This is a genomic window from Myxococcales bacterium (assembly GCA_016706225.1).
Lineage (GTDB): Bacteria > Myxococcota_A > Polyangia > Polyangiales > Polyangiaceae > JADJKB01.
Map to the genome: position 1 here is coordinate 38720 of JADJKB010000006.1, position 16133 is coordinate 54852.

General features: G+C 67.5%; 14 protein-coding genes. 8 read left to right on the top strand and 6 right to left on the bottom strand.

Annotated features, from left to right (window positions below; genetic code table 11):
- The first annotated feature begins 150 nt into the window (after positions 1 to 150).
- Positions 151 to 612, top strand: a complete 462-nt coding sequence (locus tag IPI67_13490; GenBank protein ID MBK7581213.1) for a hypothetical protein — start codon at positions 151 to 153, stop codon at positions 610 to 612.
- Here the strand turns inward: IPI67_13490 and IPI67_13495 are convergent.
- Entirely contained in the window at positions 519 to 1109 is a 591-nt protein-coding gene (locus IPI67_13495) for a Uma2 family endonuclease (GenBank protein MBK7581214.1), read from the bottom strand. The two genes, IPI67_13490 and IPI67_13495, sit on opposite strands and share 94 nt — an antisense overlap.
- 369 nt (positions 1110 to 1478) lie before the next feature.
- Here IPI67_13495 and IPI67_13500 point away from each other — a divergent pair, with 369 nt between their 5' ends.
- From IPI67_13500 to IPI67_13515, 4 genes are all read left to right on the top strand, one after another.
- Complete coding sequence (locus tag IPI67_13500) at positions 1479 to 4217, top strand: VWA domain-containing protein (GenBank protein MBK7581215.1); 2739 nt, start codon at positions 1479 to 1481, stop codon at positions 4215 to 4217.
- A 5-nt stretch (positions 4218 to 4222) separates the two neighbouring features.
- On the top strand, positions 4223 to 5431 hold the full coding sequence (locus IPI67_13505) for a hypothetical protein (protein MBK7581216.1): 1209 nt from the start codon (positions 4223 to 4225) through the stop codon (positions 5429 to 5431).
- Between the two features lie 64 nt (positions 5432 to 5495).
- Entirely contained in the window at positions 5496 to 6770 is a 1275-nt protein-coding gene (gene eno / locus IPI67_13510; protein ID MBK7581217.1) for a phosphopyruvate hydratase, read from the top strand.
- A 41-nt stretch (positions 6771 to 6811) separates the two neighbouring features.
- Positions 6812 to 7942 (top strand): alpha/beta hydrolase, encoded by a 1131-nt coding sequence (locus IPI67_13515; GenBank protein ID MBK7581218.1) that lies wholly within the window; start codon positions 6812 to 6814, stop codon positions 7940 to 7942.
- Positions 7943 to 7969: 27 nt separating this feature from the next.
- On the opposite strand, the gene IPI67_13520 is transcribed toward IPI67_13515, so the two are convergent.
- Genes IPI67_13520 through IPI67_13530 form a run of 3 tightly spaced genes read right to left on the bottom strand, consistent with a single transcriptional unit; the run spans position 7970 to position 10283 of the window.
- Entirely contained in the window at positions 7970 to 8671 is a 702-nt protein-coding gene (locus IPI67_13520) for a hypothetical protein (protein MBK7581219.1), read from the bottom strand.
- A 35-nt stretch (positions 8672 to 8706) separates the two neighbouring features.
- Entirely contained in the window at positions 8707 to 9618 is a 912-nt protein-coding gene (locus tag IPI67_13525; protein ID MBK7581220.1) for an NAD(+)/NADH kinase, read from the bottom strand.
- Entirely contained in the window at positions 9615 to 10283 is a 669-nt protein-coding gene (locus IPI67_13530; GenBank protein MBK7581221.1) for an NUDIX domain-containing protein, read from the bottom strand. The genes IPI67_13525 and IPI67_13530 overlap by 4 nt, the downstream gene beginning before the upstream one ends.
- Positions 10284 to 10350: 67 nt before the next feature.
- Between IPI67_13530 and IPI67_13535 the strand changes: the two genes are divergently transcribed.
- The 3 genes from IPI67_13535 (at position 10351) to IPI67_13545 (ending at position 14818) form a co-directional block, all read left to right on the top strand.
- A complete protein-coding gene (locus IPI67_13535) occupies positions 10351 to 11217 on the top strand; it encodes a HEAT repeat domain-containing protein (GenBank protein ID MBK7581222.1) in 867 nt (288 codons plus the stop codon).
- Positions 11217 to 13055, top strand: a complete 1839-nt coding sequence (locus tag IPI67_13540; GenBank protein MBK7581223.1) for a PQQ-binding-like beta-propeller repeat protein — start codon at positions 11217 to 11219, stop codon at positions 13053 to 13055. The genes IPI67_13535 and IPI67_13540 overlap by 1 nt, the downstream gene beginning before the upstream one ends.
- An 86-nt stretch (positions 13056 to 13141) precedes the next feature.
- Complete coding sequence (locus IPI67_13545) at positions 13142 to 14818, top strand: B12-binding domain-containing radical SAM protein (protein MBK7581224.1); 1677 nt, start codon at positions 13142 to 13144, stop codon at positions 14816 to 14818.
- A gap of 15 nt (positions 14819 to 14833) precedes the next feature.
- Here IPI67_13545 and IPI67_13550 read toward each other — a convergent pair whose 3' ends face one another.
- Complete coding sequence (locus IPI67_13550; protein ID MBK7581225.1) at positions 14834 to 15367, bottom strand: hypothetical protein; 534 nt, start codon at positions 15365 to 15367, stop codon at positions 14834 to 14836.
- 107 nt (positions 15368 to 15474) lie between these two features.
- The gene (locus tag IPI67_13555; GenBank protein MBK7581226.1) at positions 15475 to 15987 is read right to left on the bottom strand and encodes a hypothetical protein; all 513 of its coding nucleotides are present in this window, start codon (positions 15985 to 15987) and stop codon (positions 15475 to 15477) included.
- Positions 15988 to 16133: the final 146 nt, after the last annotated feature.

A 16133-nucleotide genomic window follows, 5' to 3' on the forward strand; every position in this document is an offset into this window, starting at 1 on the left:
GACCTGTGAGCGGGAGCACGTGACTTGCGAGCGGGAGCGGGTGACCTGTTTGGTCCTGCGCACGGCCGGTTTTCTCAGTCCACTCTCTGTTCCAGCCCGTGATCTGATCGTGCCAAGACCCAAAGTGTGGTTCCGGGACGGCCTGCGGCCGTGTGCAATCATCAGCAGGTGACCTGCAAGCCGAAGCAGGTGACTTGCGAGCGAGAGCAGGTGACCTGCGAGCGGGGGCACGTGGCCTGCGGGCGGGAGCACGTGGCCTGTGGGCGGGAGCACGTGGCCTGCGGGCGGGAGCAGGTGACCTGCGAGCGAGAGCAGGTGGCCTGCGGGCGGGAGCACGTGGCCTGCGGGCGGGAGCACCTGACCTGCGGGCGGGAGCACGTGGCCTGCGGGCGGGAGCACGTGACCTGCGGGCGGGAGCACGTGGCCTGCGGGCGGGAGCACGTGGCCTGCGGGCGGGAGCACGTGACCTGCGAGCGGGAGCACGTGACTTGCGTGACCTGCGAGGTCCGCGGCGCGCGTTATGCGATCACGTCGTCGACTCGGAGCTGGACGTCCGGGAACTGCCGCGGCGTGACCGCCTCGCCTTTTTGGTGGGACGTTGCGGTCGTGTAGGCACCCGCGATGGGTTCGGTGAACACCTCGATGACCCGGTCGACCAGGTTCACTACCCAATACTCGGGCACGCCGCTCTCGGCGTACAGGCGTTGTTTCATGCCGCGGTCGGTCGGCAGAGACGAATCGGCCACCTCGATGATCCACCACGCCGTGGCCGGATGCTCGGTGTCGTAGTCCGCCTGCGGGACCACGGCGAAGTCCGGCTGAGGCTCCGAGTGATCGAGCGCGGCGAACGGCAGCTGAACCCGAACCGCCGCCCGCTCGGATAGCGCACGTACCAGGAGCACCGTGAGCTTCTGGACGGCCGACGAGTGAGGCGGGCCAATCGCGCTCATTTCGACCAAGGCCCCGTACAGAAGCTCGAGCTTCTCGTCGTGGAAGGCGCCGAGCTCCACCAACTTCTCGTACTCCGCACGACGCAGGGGTCGCACGCGCTCTTCTTGGACGTTTTCCAACTCGGGTACCTCCGGCAGATTAGCATCGCGCTTGCTCACCGTTCGGGAGCGAGGACGGTCGCAAAGTTGAGCGCGCACCCTCCCTCCCACGCCGGCAGGAGGACCGCTTGTCCCACATGCGGCGCGTGCCCCCGCGCGCCACGCAGAACACGGTGCTCAGCCCTGGAAATCATTTGCCCGCTCCGCACTGTTTGCGTAGCGAGGGCAAGGGCTTAGCGTGCCATTGCTCACGAAACCCCTGGATTCGCGGCGCTTCCGCAATCGGGCCAGCTGGCACGACAAGGCACGAACCCTGCTAGTACCTTCTCGGATGACTACGCCCTGGCACGCTGCGGGAAGCTCGGGAGCTAGTGAAGCCCACCGATCAAATCGGTGTTTGGAGGCGTGATGCGGAGCAGACCTGAACGAATGTCTCTCGTCAAGGCGGGTTTCGTACTTGGCTTTGCGAGCTTGGCCGCGGCCCTGCCGGTGGGTTGTTCCGACGACGGCTCGCTGCCCGGTGCCACCTTCGACGGCGGCAGCGGCGGCGGCGGCGGCTTTGGAGGAGTGGCCACCGGACCGTGCGACACGGGTGACTCCCGCAAGTGCGGCATCGAGCTGGCCAAACATGGCGACATCGTCAGCTGCTACGTCGGCACGCAGACGTGCTCGGCGGGCACCTGGGGTGAGTGCGGCGAGGGTAGCGAGGTGATGAAGAGCATCTCCGCGCCGCCCGGCGTCGGTCCGGCCTCGAGCCCGATGAACTCCCTCAGCGGCTGCCCCAATAACCCGTGTGACCCGTACTGCCAGAACTCGAACAACGACGCGGGCGCCAACGCCGATGGCGGCGGCCAGCCGATCTACACCTGGCAGGGAGGCAATATCGGCAGTGTCCCGCCTGGCCTCGTGAACAAGGGCATCGTGCAACCGTGCAGCGGCGGCCTCGATTGCCAGTTCAACATGTACTGCTGGCACCCGAGCACGACCGCCGCGTGCAGTCACAGCAAGTGTGAAACCGGCGGCAAGCTGGGCTGGGACTGTGACCCCTGCGTCAAGGAGATCTGCAAGACCAGCCCCAGCTGTTGCACGTATCCCGAAACGGTCGCCACAGGCGGCAGTTGTTCACACAGCTTGTGCAGCACGGGCACCAAGCTAGCCAAGGGCTGTGACTTGGCGGGCGAGGACTGCGTCACGCAAATCTGCAACTCCGCGGGTCTCGCCGGCTGCTGCCAGGGCAACGGCATCAAGTGGACCGCCGCCTGTGTCGCTGCGGTGAGCAGCGTGTGCGGCATGAGCTGCCCGCTGAGTCCGGCGGGCACTTGGACCGCGGCGTGCGTGAACAAGGTCGACAGCGTGTGTGACGCCGTCTGCGGCACCGGCTCACCGCCCCCTGAAGAGGGCAAGTGCAAGGAGTGGATCCCGGGTGAGACGGATCCAAACTGCGCCGGAGTCGACCTCGCGGTCGACGTGCCCTGCTCGGGCAACATCCCGGTGTGCAACCACGGTCAGGCCGCCGCTCCCGCCGGGATCCGTCTGATCCACTATCCGGCCAACTCGGGCGGTATTCCGACCTGCACCCCGGACCAAACGCACCCCCAGATGTACGAGTGCTTCACGACGCAACCGATCCCGCCCGGCCAGTGCACGACCGCGCTGCAGTACTGGGACGGCTCGGCGTGGGTCGCGGGCTGTGACAAGCTGGTCGGCAACCGCGAGATCATGATCAACCCGCAGGTGCAGACTGGCAAGCCGACGCCTGTCGGCTACGCCGGCTACGTCAACGAGTGCAGCTGCAAGGACAACTGGAGCATCTATTCCGGAGGGAGCTGTGGCCTCCCCACCTGCGGCTCGGACTCCCAGACCGCGCAGTTCAAGAAGCCCAACTTCCTCGTGATGATGGACCGCACGCAGTCCATGCTGAACTCCGGCATCTGGGCCCCCGCGGTCGCCGGTTTGACTGGCTACTTCAGCGCGGCGGGCAGCGCGGGTGTCGGCATCGCGCTCGAGTTCTTTGCGGTGACGAACGGCGGCGTGTTCGGCGACGGTTGTGCCCCCGGCAACTGCAACGCAGTGCCGTGCTCGAACCCCATGGTCCCGCTCGGACTCCTACCAGGGAACGCGGGCGGTTTCGCCGCCACCCTCATCACCGCCCTGGCCAACGGCAATCCCGCCGGGGCCGGCGGCTCGGGCTACGGAACCCGGATCTATCCCGCGCTCGACGGCGCCTTGCAGTGGGCGACGGCCAAGCTCAACACGACGCCCACCGAGCGCTTCGACGTCATCCTGATGACGGACGGTGATCCCACCGACTGCAATACGAGCCAGGCGAACAACGCTGCGCTGGCCGCAGCCGCGTACAGCGCCAAGGGCATCAAGACCTACGTGATCGCGCTGCCCGGCTCGAGCCTCGGGTTCCTGAACGCCATCGCCGCTGCCGGCGGCACCACTTCGGCCATCAACACCACCGCCGGCAACATGTCCAACGACATGCAGGCCGCGCTGAACGCCATCACACAGGGCGCGCTGTCCTGTCAGTTCGCGGTGCCTGCCATCAACTTGTACGACCCGAACGACGTGACGATGACCTACACGCCTAGTGTCGGCGCGTCCGTTGGGCTGACCAAGCGCGCCAACCTCGCGGCCTGCAACGGCAACGTCAACGACGGCTGGTACTTCGACAACAACGCAGCACCGACCATGATCAAGCTCTGCGCCAAGAGCTGCACCACGGCGGGCAACGACAGCGGGTCGAAGGTCGACGTCATCCTGGGCTGCCCGAAGAGCGCCGGCAGCGCCGTCCAGACCATTCCTTACCAGTCCCAGTGTCCGGCCGGCACGAAACCTCAGTGGAACTTCTTCGCGTACGACTCCACCACGCCGAACACCTCTACGATCGACTTCCGCGTCCGAGCTGCGGACACGCAGGCGGGTCTGGCTTCGGCAACGTGGAAGCCGATTGCGACCGCTCAGTCGACGCCGACCGACACCCAGGTCTGCGCGCTCAGCCCGCCGGCAGGCAGCTGCCCGAAGGACCTGTTCGCAACTCTGGGCAACCCCGACCAGAAGCGGGCCTGGCTCGAGCTCGAGGTCACCCTCACGGCGGGCGGTGGTGGATCGCCGGTGCTCAACAGCTTCAACGCGACGTACTCGTGCCCGCCCTCGGAGTAATCGGAATGCAAATCAGAGTCGGGTTGACGGTGGCCGCAGGCCTGGCGCTCGCGGCCTGCGGCGGGGGCGACAGCAAGGGCAAGCCGTTCAACGGAACGGGTGCGAGTGGCGGCGCCGGTGGTAGCGGCGGTACCAGCAGCGGAGGCAAGGGGGGTAGCGGCGGAACCAGCGGTGGCGGGGGAGCCAGCGGTGGCGGCGGCGTCGCGGGCAGTGGCGGCGTCGCGGGCGGTGGCGGAGCCAGCGGTGGCGGGGGGACCAGCGGTGGCGGCGGCGGCAGCGGCGGCTCGGGAGGCAGCGGCGGCTCGGGAGGCAGCGGCGGCGCGACCGGCCCCGAGATCTGCAACGACGCCCTCGACAATGATCTGAACGGCAAGGTCGACTGCGACGACCCGGCGTGCGCCTCCGAGTGCGCGTCCGCGTGCGCTGCACCCATTGTGCTCACTGACCCGAGCGCCACTCAGGGCAGCACCCAGACCCACAAGGACAGCACCAACGCCTCGTGCAGCCCGAGCCCGAGCGGGCCAGATCTCGCGTACGAGATCACCGCCACCAAGAGTGGTGTCTTCGAGGCCATTGCCGGCGGCTTCTCGCCGATCACCGTGTCGATTCGCTCGTCGTGCAACGGCGGCGAGCTCGCCTGCACCAAGGGCAAGTCGGCGAAGGTACCCGTCACGGCCGGAACCAAGCTGTGGGTGATCATCGACGGCCCCGGTCCCTTCGGCCTCACCGTGCAGAGTCGCCCCGTCGCGTGCGGCGACAAACACACCGACGGCACCGAAGAGTGCGATGACGGCAATCCCACCAGCGGTGACGGCTGCAGCGCCAACTGCACCGTTGAATACAAGGAGACCGAGCCCAACGAGACCCCGGCCCAGGCCAACACCTGGTCGAGCCCGTTCGCCGCGAAGATCGGGACCGTGGGTGACACCGACGTCGTCAAGGTCACGGTCACCAAGGCTGGGGGCACGCTCAGCGCGTCGGTCGGCGACTTCGGCGACAGCGCCTGCGAGCAGGACAAGATCGACAGCTACCTCGAGCTGCTCGATACCGACGGCCTCACGCTGATCGGTAATGACGACAACTCCGGCGAAGGCCTGTGCTCCGCGCTCAGCAAGACGAACCTCGCGGTCGGTACGTACTACCTGCTGGTCACTGCCGCCCCCGGCGCGTCACCTGCAAGTTTTTCGTACAAACTCAACGTCACGTTGAGCTGAGGATTGGCCCGGCGCGCGCCGAGGCCCCTCGCGACTCCACGCGGTCCATGTTATCCCGCTTGCCATGCCGGAAATCCTGAGTGTCGTCGCGCGCGAAATCCTCGACTCGCGCGGGAACCCGACGGTCGAAGCCGAGGTCGAAACTTCCAGCGGCTTTGGTCGCGGCGCCGTCCCGAGCGGTGCGTCGACGGGTGAGCACGAGGCCCTCGAGCTGCGCGACGGTGACAAGAAGCGTTATCTCGCCAAGGGCGTTCAGACCGCCGTCAACAATGTCAACGACGTGCTCGGTCCGGCGCTGACGGGCCTGTCGGCCTTCGACCAACCGGGCATCGATCAGATCATGCTCGAGCTCGACGGCACTCCGAACAAAGGCAAGCTCGGCGCCAACGCCATCCTCGCCGTGAGCATGGCCGTGGCGCGCGCCGGCGCCGACACCGTGGGCCTCCCCCTCTGGCGCTACCTCGGCGGCGTACAGGCGCGCGTGTTGCCGACTCCGCTGATGAACATCCTGAACGGCGGCACCCACGCCGACAACGGCCTCGAGGTGCAGGAGTTCATGATCGTCCCCCTCGGGCTGCCGAGCTTCGCCGAGGCGCTGCGGGCCGGCGCCGAGATCTTCCACGCCCTCAAGGCCAACCTGAAGAAGGACGGGCTGACGACTGCGGTCGGCGACGAAGGGGGTTTTGCGCCGCGGCTCGAGAGCAACGAAGCGGCGCTCCAGCGCATCATGAGCGCCATCGAAGCGGCGGGCTACAAACCCGGCGAGCAGATCGGCCTCGCCCTCGACGCGGCCGCCAGTGAGTTCTTCGCCGACGGCAAGTACACCTGGGACAAGAAGGGCCACTCGCCCGCCGAGCTCGTCGGCGTCTACGAGAAGCTGTGCGAGAAATATCCGATCGTGAGCATCGAGGACGGCCTGGCGGAGGACGACTGGGACGGCTGGAAGCTGCTCAGCGACAAGCTCGGCAAGAAGGTGCAGCTCGTCGGCGACGATCTGTTCGTGACCAACAAGGTGCGGCTCGCTCAGGGCATCCAGAAGAAGATCGCGAACTCGATCTTGATCAAGCTGAACCAGATCGGCTCGCTGACCGAGACCCTCGACACGATTCGCTTGGCCACGACCGCGGGTTACACCTCGGTGATCTCCCACCGCTCGGGTGAGACGGAGGATGCGTTCATCGCCGATCTCGCCGTGGCGACCAACGCCGGGCAGATCAAGACCGGCAGCCTCAGCCGCAGCGATCGCATCGCGAAGTACAACCAGCTCTTGCGCATCTCCGAGGAGCTGGGCGACGGCCAGGTGTACTCGGGACGCACGCCGTTCACGCGGGCGGGCTGATGAGCGCGGCTCTCGAACGACGGGGGCCACCTCGTCTCGGAGTGGACCGCACCAAACGCCGCGCTGTCGCGAGCTACGGCTGGGTGGCTGTCATTGGTTTCGTCGCGCTCGCGTGCGGGGGCTCGACCAACGACAAGAAGGCCTCGACGGGCGGCAGCGGCGGTGCGGGAGGAGCATCGACCGGCGGCGCCGCCGGGGCGGCGCTCGGAGGCGCGGCGGGCAGCGGGGGCAGCGCCGGCACCGCGAGCGGCGGAGCGGCCGGCGCGGCGACCGGTGGCGCCGGCGGCGTTGCGGATCCAACGACCGCAGGTCCGAACACCACCTCGACCTTCGACGGCACCGCCGACGTCGCTGCCACGCAACACAAGGTCCCGATGCACTGTTTCCTGCCACTGGGATCCTCGTCGGCGACCGCGCCGGTGGTGTTGATCGCGCACGGCTTTCAGCTGCCTGCAGCTCAGTACAACGGCTACGCCGAGCGGCTCGCGACCCACGGCATCATCGCTTGCACGGTGGATTTCCCGGCCAGCTTTTCGGCCGACCACGCCGCGAACGCCAAGGACGTGCAGGGCGCGCTCGATTGGGTGCTCGTCCAGTCCGCAACGACTGGCAGCCCGCTTCAGGGCAAGGTCGACATCAACCAGATCGGCGTCATGGGCCACTCCCTCGGCGGCAAGGTGAGTGTCATCGCAGCCAAGGAGGACGTGCGCTTCAAGGCCGTGCTCGGGCTCGATCCCGTGGATTCGGCGCTGCTCTGTGATCCGGTCAAGTGCCCGGACGCCTCCAACCTGCTGCCGCTATCCATTCCGACGATCTTTCTCGGTGAGACGCTGGATTCGACGGCAGGCGTTGGTGGCCAGGCCTGCGCGCCGGCCGCCGACAATTATCAGACCTTCTACGCCAAGGCCGGCTCCCCCAGCGTCGAGGTGACGCTGAACGGCGCCAACCACATGAGCTTCATCGACGACGTCGCGAGCTGCGGGATCACCTGCAACTTCTGCAAGCCGGCGACCATGAAAGCGACGGATGCGTTGAGCATCTCGCGCGCTTACACGGTGAGCTTTTTCGCCCGCCACCTGCGTGGTCTCACGGGGTACGACGCCTGGCTCACGGGCAACCTGGCGAAGCAGGGCTGGGTGGACGCGGGGCTGATCAGCGTCGCGTCGAAATAGACACGAGCCGCTCTCGCTGGCTTCGAATCAAGGACACACGCAGCAGTTGACGACCGGGGCACACAGACCCGGATTGCCGGTCTGCGTCGCGCAGAAGAACGTGCACAAGAACTGACTGGTGATGTCCGACGGGTTGCAAGGAGCTGCGCAGGTCGTGCCGCCGCCACTGCCGCCCCCACCGCTCGGCGCACCGCCACCGCCACTCGGCGCGCCGCCGGCTCCGGTGGAGATGCACGCGTTGCCTTGTTTCGCGAAGCCTGCATTGCAGACGAAATCGCACAGCGTGCCGCTGCAGCTGCTCGTACCGTTGGCCGGCGGGTTCGGACACGCCGTGCATTGATTGTCGGCGAGCACACAGCCAATGCCAGGGCTTGGCGCAACACAGACGCCGCCGCACTGCTTCTTGCCGGTCGCACACGCAGCCCCTCCGCTGCCGCCGCCGCTGCCACCACCGCTGCTCGTGGTTCCGCCCGAGCCGCCGCCGCTTGCCACACCGCCCGCGCCCGCGCCGCCGCCACCGGTTTCGCCGCCACTGCCCGGCTCACCCGCGGCGCCGCCGCCGCCCTCGTTACCCGTGCCTCCTCCGCTCGGGTTGTCGGCCTTGCCGCCGCTGCCCGTGGCGCCGCCGATCTGCCCGCCGCCGACCCCATCGTCCTCGACGGTCGCGGCGGTGGCGCAGCCCACGAGACCTGCAACCAGCACCACCAACGCCGTTCGACCAAGCCGCATGCGGACACTCTACCGCCCGAAGGCGTCGGAGACTACTAGCGGGCGAGCTGACGACGCCGAGTGTGGACGTGGCGTCCGAGGCCGAGCACCTGGAGTGGCTCCGGCGAGACGCGAAAAGTCGCAACATCACCCAGGCTCACACTGATGCAGCGGTACGGCCCGTCTAGAAACATACAGGCCTCCTGCATCATGCTCTGCGCCTCGAGCTTCTCGTTGGGGCCGACCTCGAAGCGCAAGAGTCGGTAACGCGTGCCCGGCGGAGCGTAGGGCTCGCGCACGACGACCTGCAGTTTCTTCGACCCGAGGGGGAGCACACGGCCGCCGGCGGAGCGCTGCGCGGCGGTGGAGCCCGCGGCAGGACCCAGCCAAAAACCGCTGGATTTATGGGCTTCGCGCCGCCCTTTGTGGCTCAGCAGGTAGCGCGAGGTCGCGGCGGGTGAGGTGTGGCAATAGAGCGCGTCGTTCAGCACACGACGTGATCGCTCGCGCCCGTTCACGCTCACGCTCATGCGCGTCAGGGTCAATGACTCCATGCGTCCGTCGAGTGCGTCGCCGAGCGCCCGCTGAACATCCTTGCGCTCGGCGCCACAGAAGAACCCGACGCTGAAGCCAGGTGCGCTGTTCACGCCCAAGATGGGTGTGCTGCCTACATTGTGCGAGGCAGCGAGCAGGGTGCCGTCGCCGCCGATGGCGACCACGAGCGCGGCGTCGGCGGCGTCGAAGGCCGCGTGTGCCCGGCGCAAGACCAGGGAACGCGCGCCGAGTTTGGCCAGCGCATCGAGCACCGCCTCGACCGTGAGCGTGTGCTCTCGATGGGACTCTCGCCAGCGCGCGACGCTCGGGTCCTTCTTTTTCAAGAGCAGCTTCGCTCGTGGGTCACCCTCGTCCTCGACGAAGCGCGCGTAGCTCGAGCGCTTCACCACCACGATGACCCGCGCTCCGTTCATGCAAAGCGCTCCGCCAAACGCCGCAGGCCGAGCTCGGTCTTGGCGTCCTCGATGCGCCCACTGGCACACAGCGCGAGCGCATCGCTGAGACCCAAACCGCGCACCAGTCCGCCGTGCTCCAGCGGCGAGCCGTCGCAGGCCGGGGCGGCGCGGATCTTGGGATTGACCTCGACCTCGAAATAGAAGTGGCGCTCACCGATGATGCCCGGCGCCGGATAGGTGCTGGGTCCGAGCTCGCGCAGCAGATCCGGCGGCTGCACGAAACCGAGCTCCTCTTCCAGCTCGCGCGAAGCGCACCGGCGCACCCCTTCCGGCGTCTGTTCGTCTACCTCGACCAGACCTGCGGGCAGCTCCCACAAGCCCGGGCCGCGATCGAGCTCCGGCACCGGCGAGCGACTCGCATCCCTCGACAACAGCGGCGGGCGGACCGCGCTCCGGAGGTACACACACAGCTCCCCGCGCGCCACGTAGTGGGCAACGATCACCACGGCGTCGATGGCACGACGTTCGACGATGTCGTAAACGAAGGGTTCACTGAGTGTTCCGTCCGGGTAACGCGCGCGGTAGCGACGGCGCACAAGGCGCAGGAATCCCCCAGGATCTGGCGGTGACAGGTCCTCCGAAAGCTCGAGCGTGATCTCGGGTAGCGGGTCGATGTCGGCCATCTTCGGCTCTTGCAGGCTCTGGCGCAGCAGGTTACATCGGCCGAGCTGAAGGGCGAGAGGGAATCCCATGCGCACGCATAGACCAACGTTCGGCGCGGTAGTTTCGGTGATGGCACTGATCTTCGTTGCAGCCCCCGCCGCTGCACAGGGCAAAGGCAAAACGAAGACCGAGACCAAAGGCGCCAAGGGCAAGACCAAGGTCGACACCGACAAGGTCAAAGCCGAGCTCGAGAGCGGTGACGCAGCGCGCATTACCGCCGCGCTCGAGCAGCTGATCAAGGGCGGCGAGGCCGCGGCGGCGGCCGCACCGGCCGTCGAAGCTCTGCTCAAGAAGGGGCTGAGCTCCGAGCTGATGCTCAAGGCGCTCGATGCGGCAGGGGCGATGAAACAGACCTCGTCCAGCAGCGCGATTGCGCCCTACGTGAAACACCGCGTCCCCGGCGTCCGACATGCGGCAGCCAAGGCGCTGATCAAGAGCAAGGGCCCGGAAGCGATCAAGGCGCTTCGGGCGGCGCTCCGCAGCTCCGATGCGCAGGTCCGCGGCATCGCCGCGACCGGGCTCGGCGCGCTCGGCGCAAAGGACGCCATGACCGACCTGTTCAGCGCACTGGCCCACAGTGTGCCCGAGGCCGCGGCGGCCATCGGCCAGCTCTGTGAGCCGTCGGACTGCGACAAGTTCGCCAACCTCACGGGCAAACATCAGTTCGACATCATGTCGAGTGGCTTCGATCAGATCTTGTTCCGCGCAGAGAAGGACGTCGCCGAGGACCAGAAGATCAAGGTCATCGGGCGGCTGCGCGAGCTCGGCACCAAAGAGGCGAGCAAGTACCTGGCAGACGTGAAGGGGCGCTGGCCCGAGGGCTGGAGCAAACGAGTGAAGCAGGCCATCGAAGCCGCCGTGAAGGCGACCGGCGGCGGCGGAGGCGAAGAGTGATGAAGACCGGAACCTGGATCTCGTTCTTGTTGCTGGCACCGCTCGGTTGCTCCGCGGCAACCACCAACGGCACGGCGGCGTTTTCGCCGAACTGGCAGAACGACGGCGGCAAATCCATCAAAGCGGTGTACGCACGCGTCTCGTCGGCAGCGCTGCCCGCGGGGGCTGCGGTTGCCGTCGGTGTGACCAAGAGTGGTCTGGTCGGCGTGGGCCTGGACGGCTCCGGCCGCTGGACGGCGGCCGGGCGTCCCGACAGCCAGCCCGCCATCGCCGGTGATCTGGTGGTCTACACCACCGGCGGGCAGCTGGTTGCGCTCGACGCGAAGAGCGGCAAACAACTCTGGTCGGTCCCGGCAGAGGGTCGCGTGCTGCGCGGCGCAGGCGACGACGGCTCCGTCACGGTGGCCTCTCTGGGCCAGCCCTCGGGCGGAGGCAGCCTGCTCCTGGCGGTCGGGCGCAACGGCGACGTGCAACGCAAGCTCGAGGCACAGGCCGTCGAGATCGGTGTGCCCGGTGTTCAAGGCGGCGTTGCGTTCGTGCCGTGGTCCAGCCAGTACGTGTCGGCAGTCGACATCAGCTCGGGCGACGAGATCGGGCGCCTGCTCCTGCGCGAGCAGGTCAGCCAGACCAAGACCTTCGACGGCAAGCTGCACTTCGGCGAGCGCAGCCTCGTGCGCTTCGACGAGAACATCGGCGCCGCCGGCACCAACGCAGCAAACGCGGTCAAGCTGCCGGAGCGTGAGCTGCCGGGCAAACCCGTTTGGTTCACCAACGGCGCGCAGGTGACACCCGCGACCGGCGCAGCGCGGGAGAAGATCCGGCTCTTCGCACACCCGTCCGTCGTGGATGGCAAGCTCGGGGTCGCGGGCGGACGTTACGTCGCCACCTACTTCCGCGTGGTCATGGGCCTCGACGCGGCCGACGGCGCCCTGCGCTGGGTCAAGACCACCGGACAGGACGTGCTGGGCGGCGACGCCGCGGCCGGCGGCTTCGTGTTCTGTGACGCAGGCGGCAAGGTCGATCTCGTCGACTCGAACGGCGGTGACGCAGGGCAGGCAGATCTGGGCGGCCCCGTCAGCGGTTGTGTGGTTCAGGCTGGCGCCTTCGCCATTCGGGCGGGCAAGCCGCTCGGACCCTTGTCGGACCAGCTCGCAAAGGCCATCGAGGTTCGGGACAACGAGATGGCGACCGCCATGCGTTTTCTGCTGCGTGAGCTCGGCGCCATGCAAGAGCCGCAGATCACCAAGGTCCTGGTCGACCTCGCGAGCAACCCCCGCACACCCGCGCTGTTGCTCGAAGACGCGCGTCTGCTGCTCGCGTCACGCCGCAACGGCTCGGAGTACATGCTCGCATCACTCGAGCAGCACTACGACTTCCTGAGTGACGTGCTGCGTTCGCCCCCGGTCGGCCCGCTCGCCGACGCGCTCGCAGCCATGAACGAGAGCAAGGCCGCCGGCCCCCTCGCCCGTCACCTGAACGATGCGGCGAACAGCCCCAACGACATCGAGCGCGCTGCCCGCGCGCTCAGCAAGCTGGCCACGGCGGAGCAACTCGGTGATCTGAAGACCTTCTTTGCGCTCTACCGCGCGACCGCGGATGAAAAGGCGATCGTGAACGCGGTGCTGTCGGTGGCGAACGCCCTCTTGCGGGTGGGGGGTGAGGACGGCAAACGCGCGGTGGCGGACGCAGCAAACGATCCGCTGACCCACCCCGACGTGCGGGCGGGTCTTGCGAGCCTCACTCCAGCCAAAGCTTCACCCACGCCCGTGACGCCGGAAAAAGCGCCAGCACCTGCGGACAAGAGCGCTACCCCCACGAAGGCCGAGAAAAAGGGCTGATCCGCCGCATCCGCGCCGGGCGATCCACTTCTGCCCGGCGCGCGACATGACAACCGTCAAGATGGGCGGTTGGGTTTCCTCATAGCTTGCGCACCCCTCGCGGTCTCGCCGGGGGCATCGAGGAGATCTGCATGAAAGCGCTCTTGGTCTGGCCGAAGTTCGACAGCTTCTCGTTCTGGAACTTCGAGAAGGTGTGTGAGCTCGCCGGGGTGAAGTACATGACCCCGCCCCTCGGCCTCTTGACGGTCGCGTCACTGCTTCCGAAAGACTGGCAGCTCCGCCTGGTCGACGAGAACGTGCGACCCATCGAAGACGACGACCTCGCCTGGGCCGACATCGTCCTGGTCGGCAGCAAGATCGTGCACCGCAAGCGCGCGCTAGAGGTGATCCGCCTCGCCCGCTCGCGCGGGCTGCCGGTGGTGGTCGGTGGGCCGGACCCGACCATGACCCCGCGCTATTACCGCGAGGCCGGCGCCAACTTCCTCTGCCTGGGCGAGGGTGAGGTGACCGTTCCGCTATGGCTGGCGGAGCTGGAGAAGGGCGCCGAAAATGGCGAATACACCTCGGACCGTCTGCCCGAGCTCTCCGAGAGCCCGGTCCCGCGCTTCGATCTGATCAACCACAAGGACTATCTGTACGTCGGCGTGCAGTACTCCCGCGGCTGCCCGTACCACTGCGAGTTCTGCAACGTCATCGATCTCTTCAAGAACAAGTACCGCACCAAGAGCCTCGAGCAGATCTTGAAGGAGTTCGACGTGCTCTACTCGCTGGGTTACCGCGGGCAGCTCGACTTCTTCGACGACAACCTGGTCGGGCACATGAAGGACGTGAAGCCGTTCTTGCGCGGCATCATCGCGTGGCTGAAGGAGCACGACTACCCGTTCCAGCTCTCGACCTCGGTCACGCTCAACATCGCCAAGGACGAAGAGCTGCTCGATCTGTTCCGAGAGGCGCGCTTCAAGTACCTGCTCGTGGGCATCGAGACGCCCGACGAGTCGGCCTTGAAGAGCGCTCAGAAGCCGCAGAACACCGGGTTTTCCATCGCCGAGGCGGCCAACGCCATCTACACCCGCGCGGGCTGCACCATCCACTCCGGGTTTCTCCTGGGCATGGACGGTGAGGCCAAGGACATCGCCGACCAGATCGTGCGCTGCATCGACGAGGCCTGTGTGCCCTGGGTGATGGCCGGAGTCGTGTATCCGCTTCCGGGCACTCAGCTGTCGAAGCGCCTCGACCGCGAGGGGCGTCTCTTCCCAGCGGCGCGCCACGACTTGCCGGAGGGCGCGCGGGATCAAATCTCGGCGGGGATCCAGTTCAAGCCCGAACGACCCGCGAAAGACGTGCTCGAAGATCTCGTGCGGGTCATGCACCACTCCTACGATCCGGAGCAGTACTTCAAGCGCTGCGCAGAGGTCGCGGTGCGCTTGAACACCATCCCGACGCTGATGCCGGGCGGCTACATCTTCGCGCGCAACGTGCGGACCTTCGCGCGGCTGTGCGTGGTGATGACGAAGTCGCGCGCCACGCGTGGCCCGTTCTGGCGGGCGTTCACCAAGGTCATGACGCAGAACCGCGCAGGGCTCGAGGCCCTGGCCACGCTGGCCGTGCTGTACGTGCACTTTCAGTCGATGCTGCCCTACTGCTACGAGAAACTCGCGGAGCAGCAGGCGGACGTGGAGTCGAACGGCGAAGCCGCGTGGCTGGCCAAGAACCTCGCGCCCCGTCGGCCGCTCGTACAAGCCGTCGCGGCACCGCCGAACTGAGCCGACTCCGACCTTTCAGTTGACCTTGCAGTGACCGCCGGGGCAGGAAACCTGGCAGTCGGCGACGTTCGCGCAGGTGGCCTTGCAGTTGCCACCGGTGCACGCGACCGCGCACTTGGCGCCGGCGGCGCAGTCGGCCTTGCAGTTGCCGCCGCTGCAGTCGGTGCTGCAGTTTGCGCCCGGTGCACAGCTGACCTTGCAGTTGCCACCGGTGCACGAGAGCGAGCAGGTCGACCCTGCGGCGCACGCGAGGTCACAGTTGCCGCCGCTGCAGCTGGCGTTGCAGGTCTGGTTGGCGGCGCACGCGAGCTTGCAGTTTCCACCCGGGCAACCGTCACCGATGGTGACCGCAACGGCAGCACCACCGGCCGCGGGCTGGGCAGCGCCCGGGGTCGCGGCGGCCGGTTGGGCGGGGTCGGGGTTGCCGGGCTGCGCCTGTGCGGCCGCCTGCCCCTGGCCCTTGGCCTCCATCTGTCCTTCGCCGGCAGCGTGAACGACGCAGCCGACCAGAGTGAGCGCGAACACCGGAGCAAAGAGCGATCGAATCACGGCAGACCTCCCGAACATGTGGCGGTCCGCCCGAACGCGGACCGCGCCGGAAGCTAGCCAATCTGGAGGCGGGGGCCAACTCTGCCCCCGTGTGAAACCGGTTTCCGTCAGCCGTCGACCCGGACGCGCGGTTTGTCGTCGCCCGACTCCGGAGTTTTTGCTTCCGAGTCCGGCGTGGCCCCGGCGTCGCCGGATTTTTCGGTGTCCGCAGCGTCTGCCTTGGTTTCGGCGGCGGGAGGCGGGCTGCTCTTCGATTCGCCGCGCGCGCCTTCCTTGGCGCCGGCGATGGCGCCGGTGGCGATGCGTTCGATGCGCTCCGCGACCCGCTCCATGACACTCAGAAGCTCACGCCCCGCGTCCTCGGCGACCTCCTCGATCTTGCGAGGGTCGAGGTTCTTCGCGGCCTTTTTCCCGAGGTCCCCGACCTTCTTGGTGTCGAGGTTCTCGATGTTCTTGATGGCCCGGCGTCCGACCTCTTCGATCCGGTTGGGGTCGACGTTCTTGAGCGCCTTTTTTGCGGCGCTGAGCATCAAGTGAAGGCCGTCGGTGAGATCTTTGGAGGCCGTGGGCCTGGATTCATCGGCGGGGGCAGTGTCGTCCTTGGGCGGCTCGCTCGACATGGCGCGTAGGATGGTCACGCAGCCCGGGAGGCGCAAGCGGGGCCGTGCGGCCACGCGCGCTCGCGCCGTGCGCGGCCTCCGCCGCGCGATGGCGTCCCCGCGGGTGGCCGCATCGTGCGCGATGCAACGAGCGTCGGGTGACGTGA

Excerpts from the sequence above, each read along its gene's own strand:
- IPI67_13500 (MBK7581215.1), top strand. The coding sequence starts at position 1,479 with ATGTCTCTCGTCAAGGCGGGTTTCGTACTTGGCTTTGCGAGCTTGGCC.
- IPI67_13505 (MBK7581216.1), top strand. The coding sequence starts at position 4,223 with ATGCAAATCAGAGTCGGGTTGACGGTGGCCGCAGGCCTGGCGCTCGCG.
- eno (MBK7581217.1), top strand. The coding sequence starts at position 5,496 with ATGCCGGAAATCCTGAGTGTCGTCGCGCGCGAAATCCTCGACTCGCGC.
- IPI67_13520 (MBK7581219.1), bottom strand. The coding sequence starts at position 8,671 with ATGCGGCTTGGTCGAACGGCGTTGGTGGTGCTGGTTGCAGGTCTCGTG.
- IPI67_13525 (MBK7581220.1), bottom strand. The coding sequence starts at position 9,618 with ATGAACGGAGCGCGGGTCATCGTGGTGGTGAAGCGCTCGAGCTACGCG.
- IPI67_13530 (MBK7581221.1), bottom strand. The coding sequence starts at position 10,283 with ATGGCCGACATCGACCCGCTACCCGAGATCACGCTCGAGCTTTCGGAG.
- IPI67_13535 (MBK7581222.1), top strand. The coding sequence starts at position 10,351 with ATGCGCACGCATAGACCAACGTTCGGCGCGGTAGTTTCGGTGATGGCA.
- IPI67_13540 (MBK7581223.1), top strand. The coding sequence starts at position 11,217 with ATGAAGACCGGAACCTGGATCTCGTTCTTGTTGCTGGCACCGCTCGGT.
- IPI67_13555 (MBK7581226.1), bottom strand. The coding sequence starts at position 15,987 with ATGTCGAGCGAGCCGCCCAAGGACGACACTGCCCCCGCCGATGAATCC.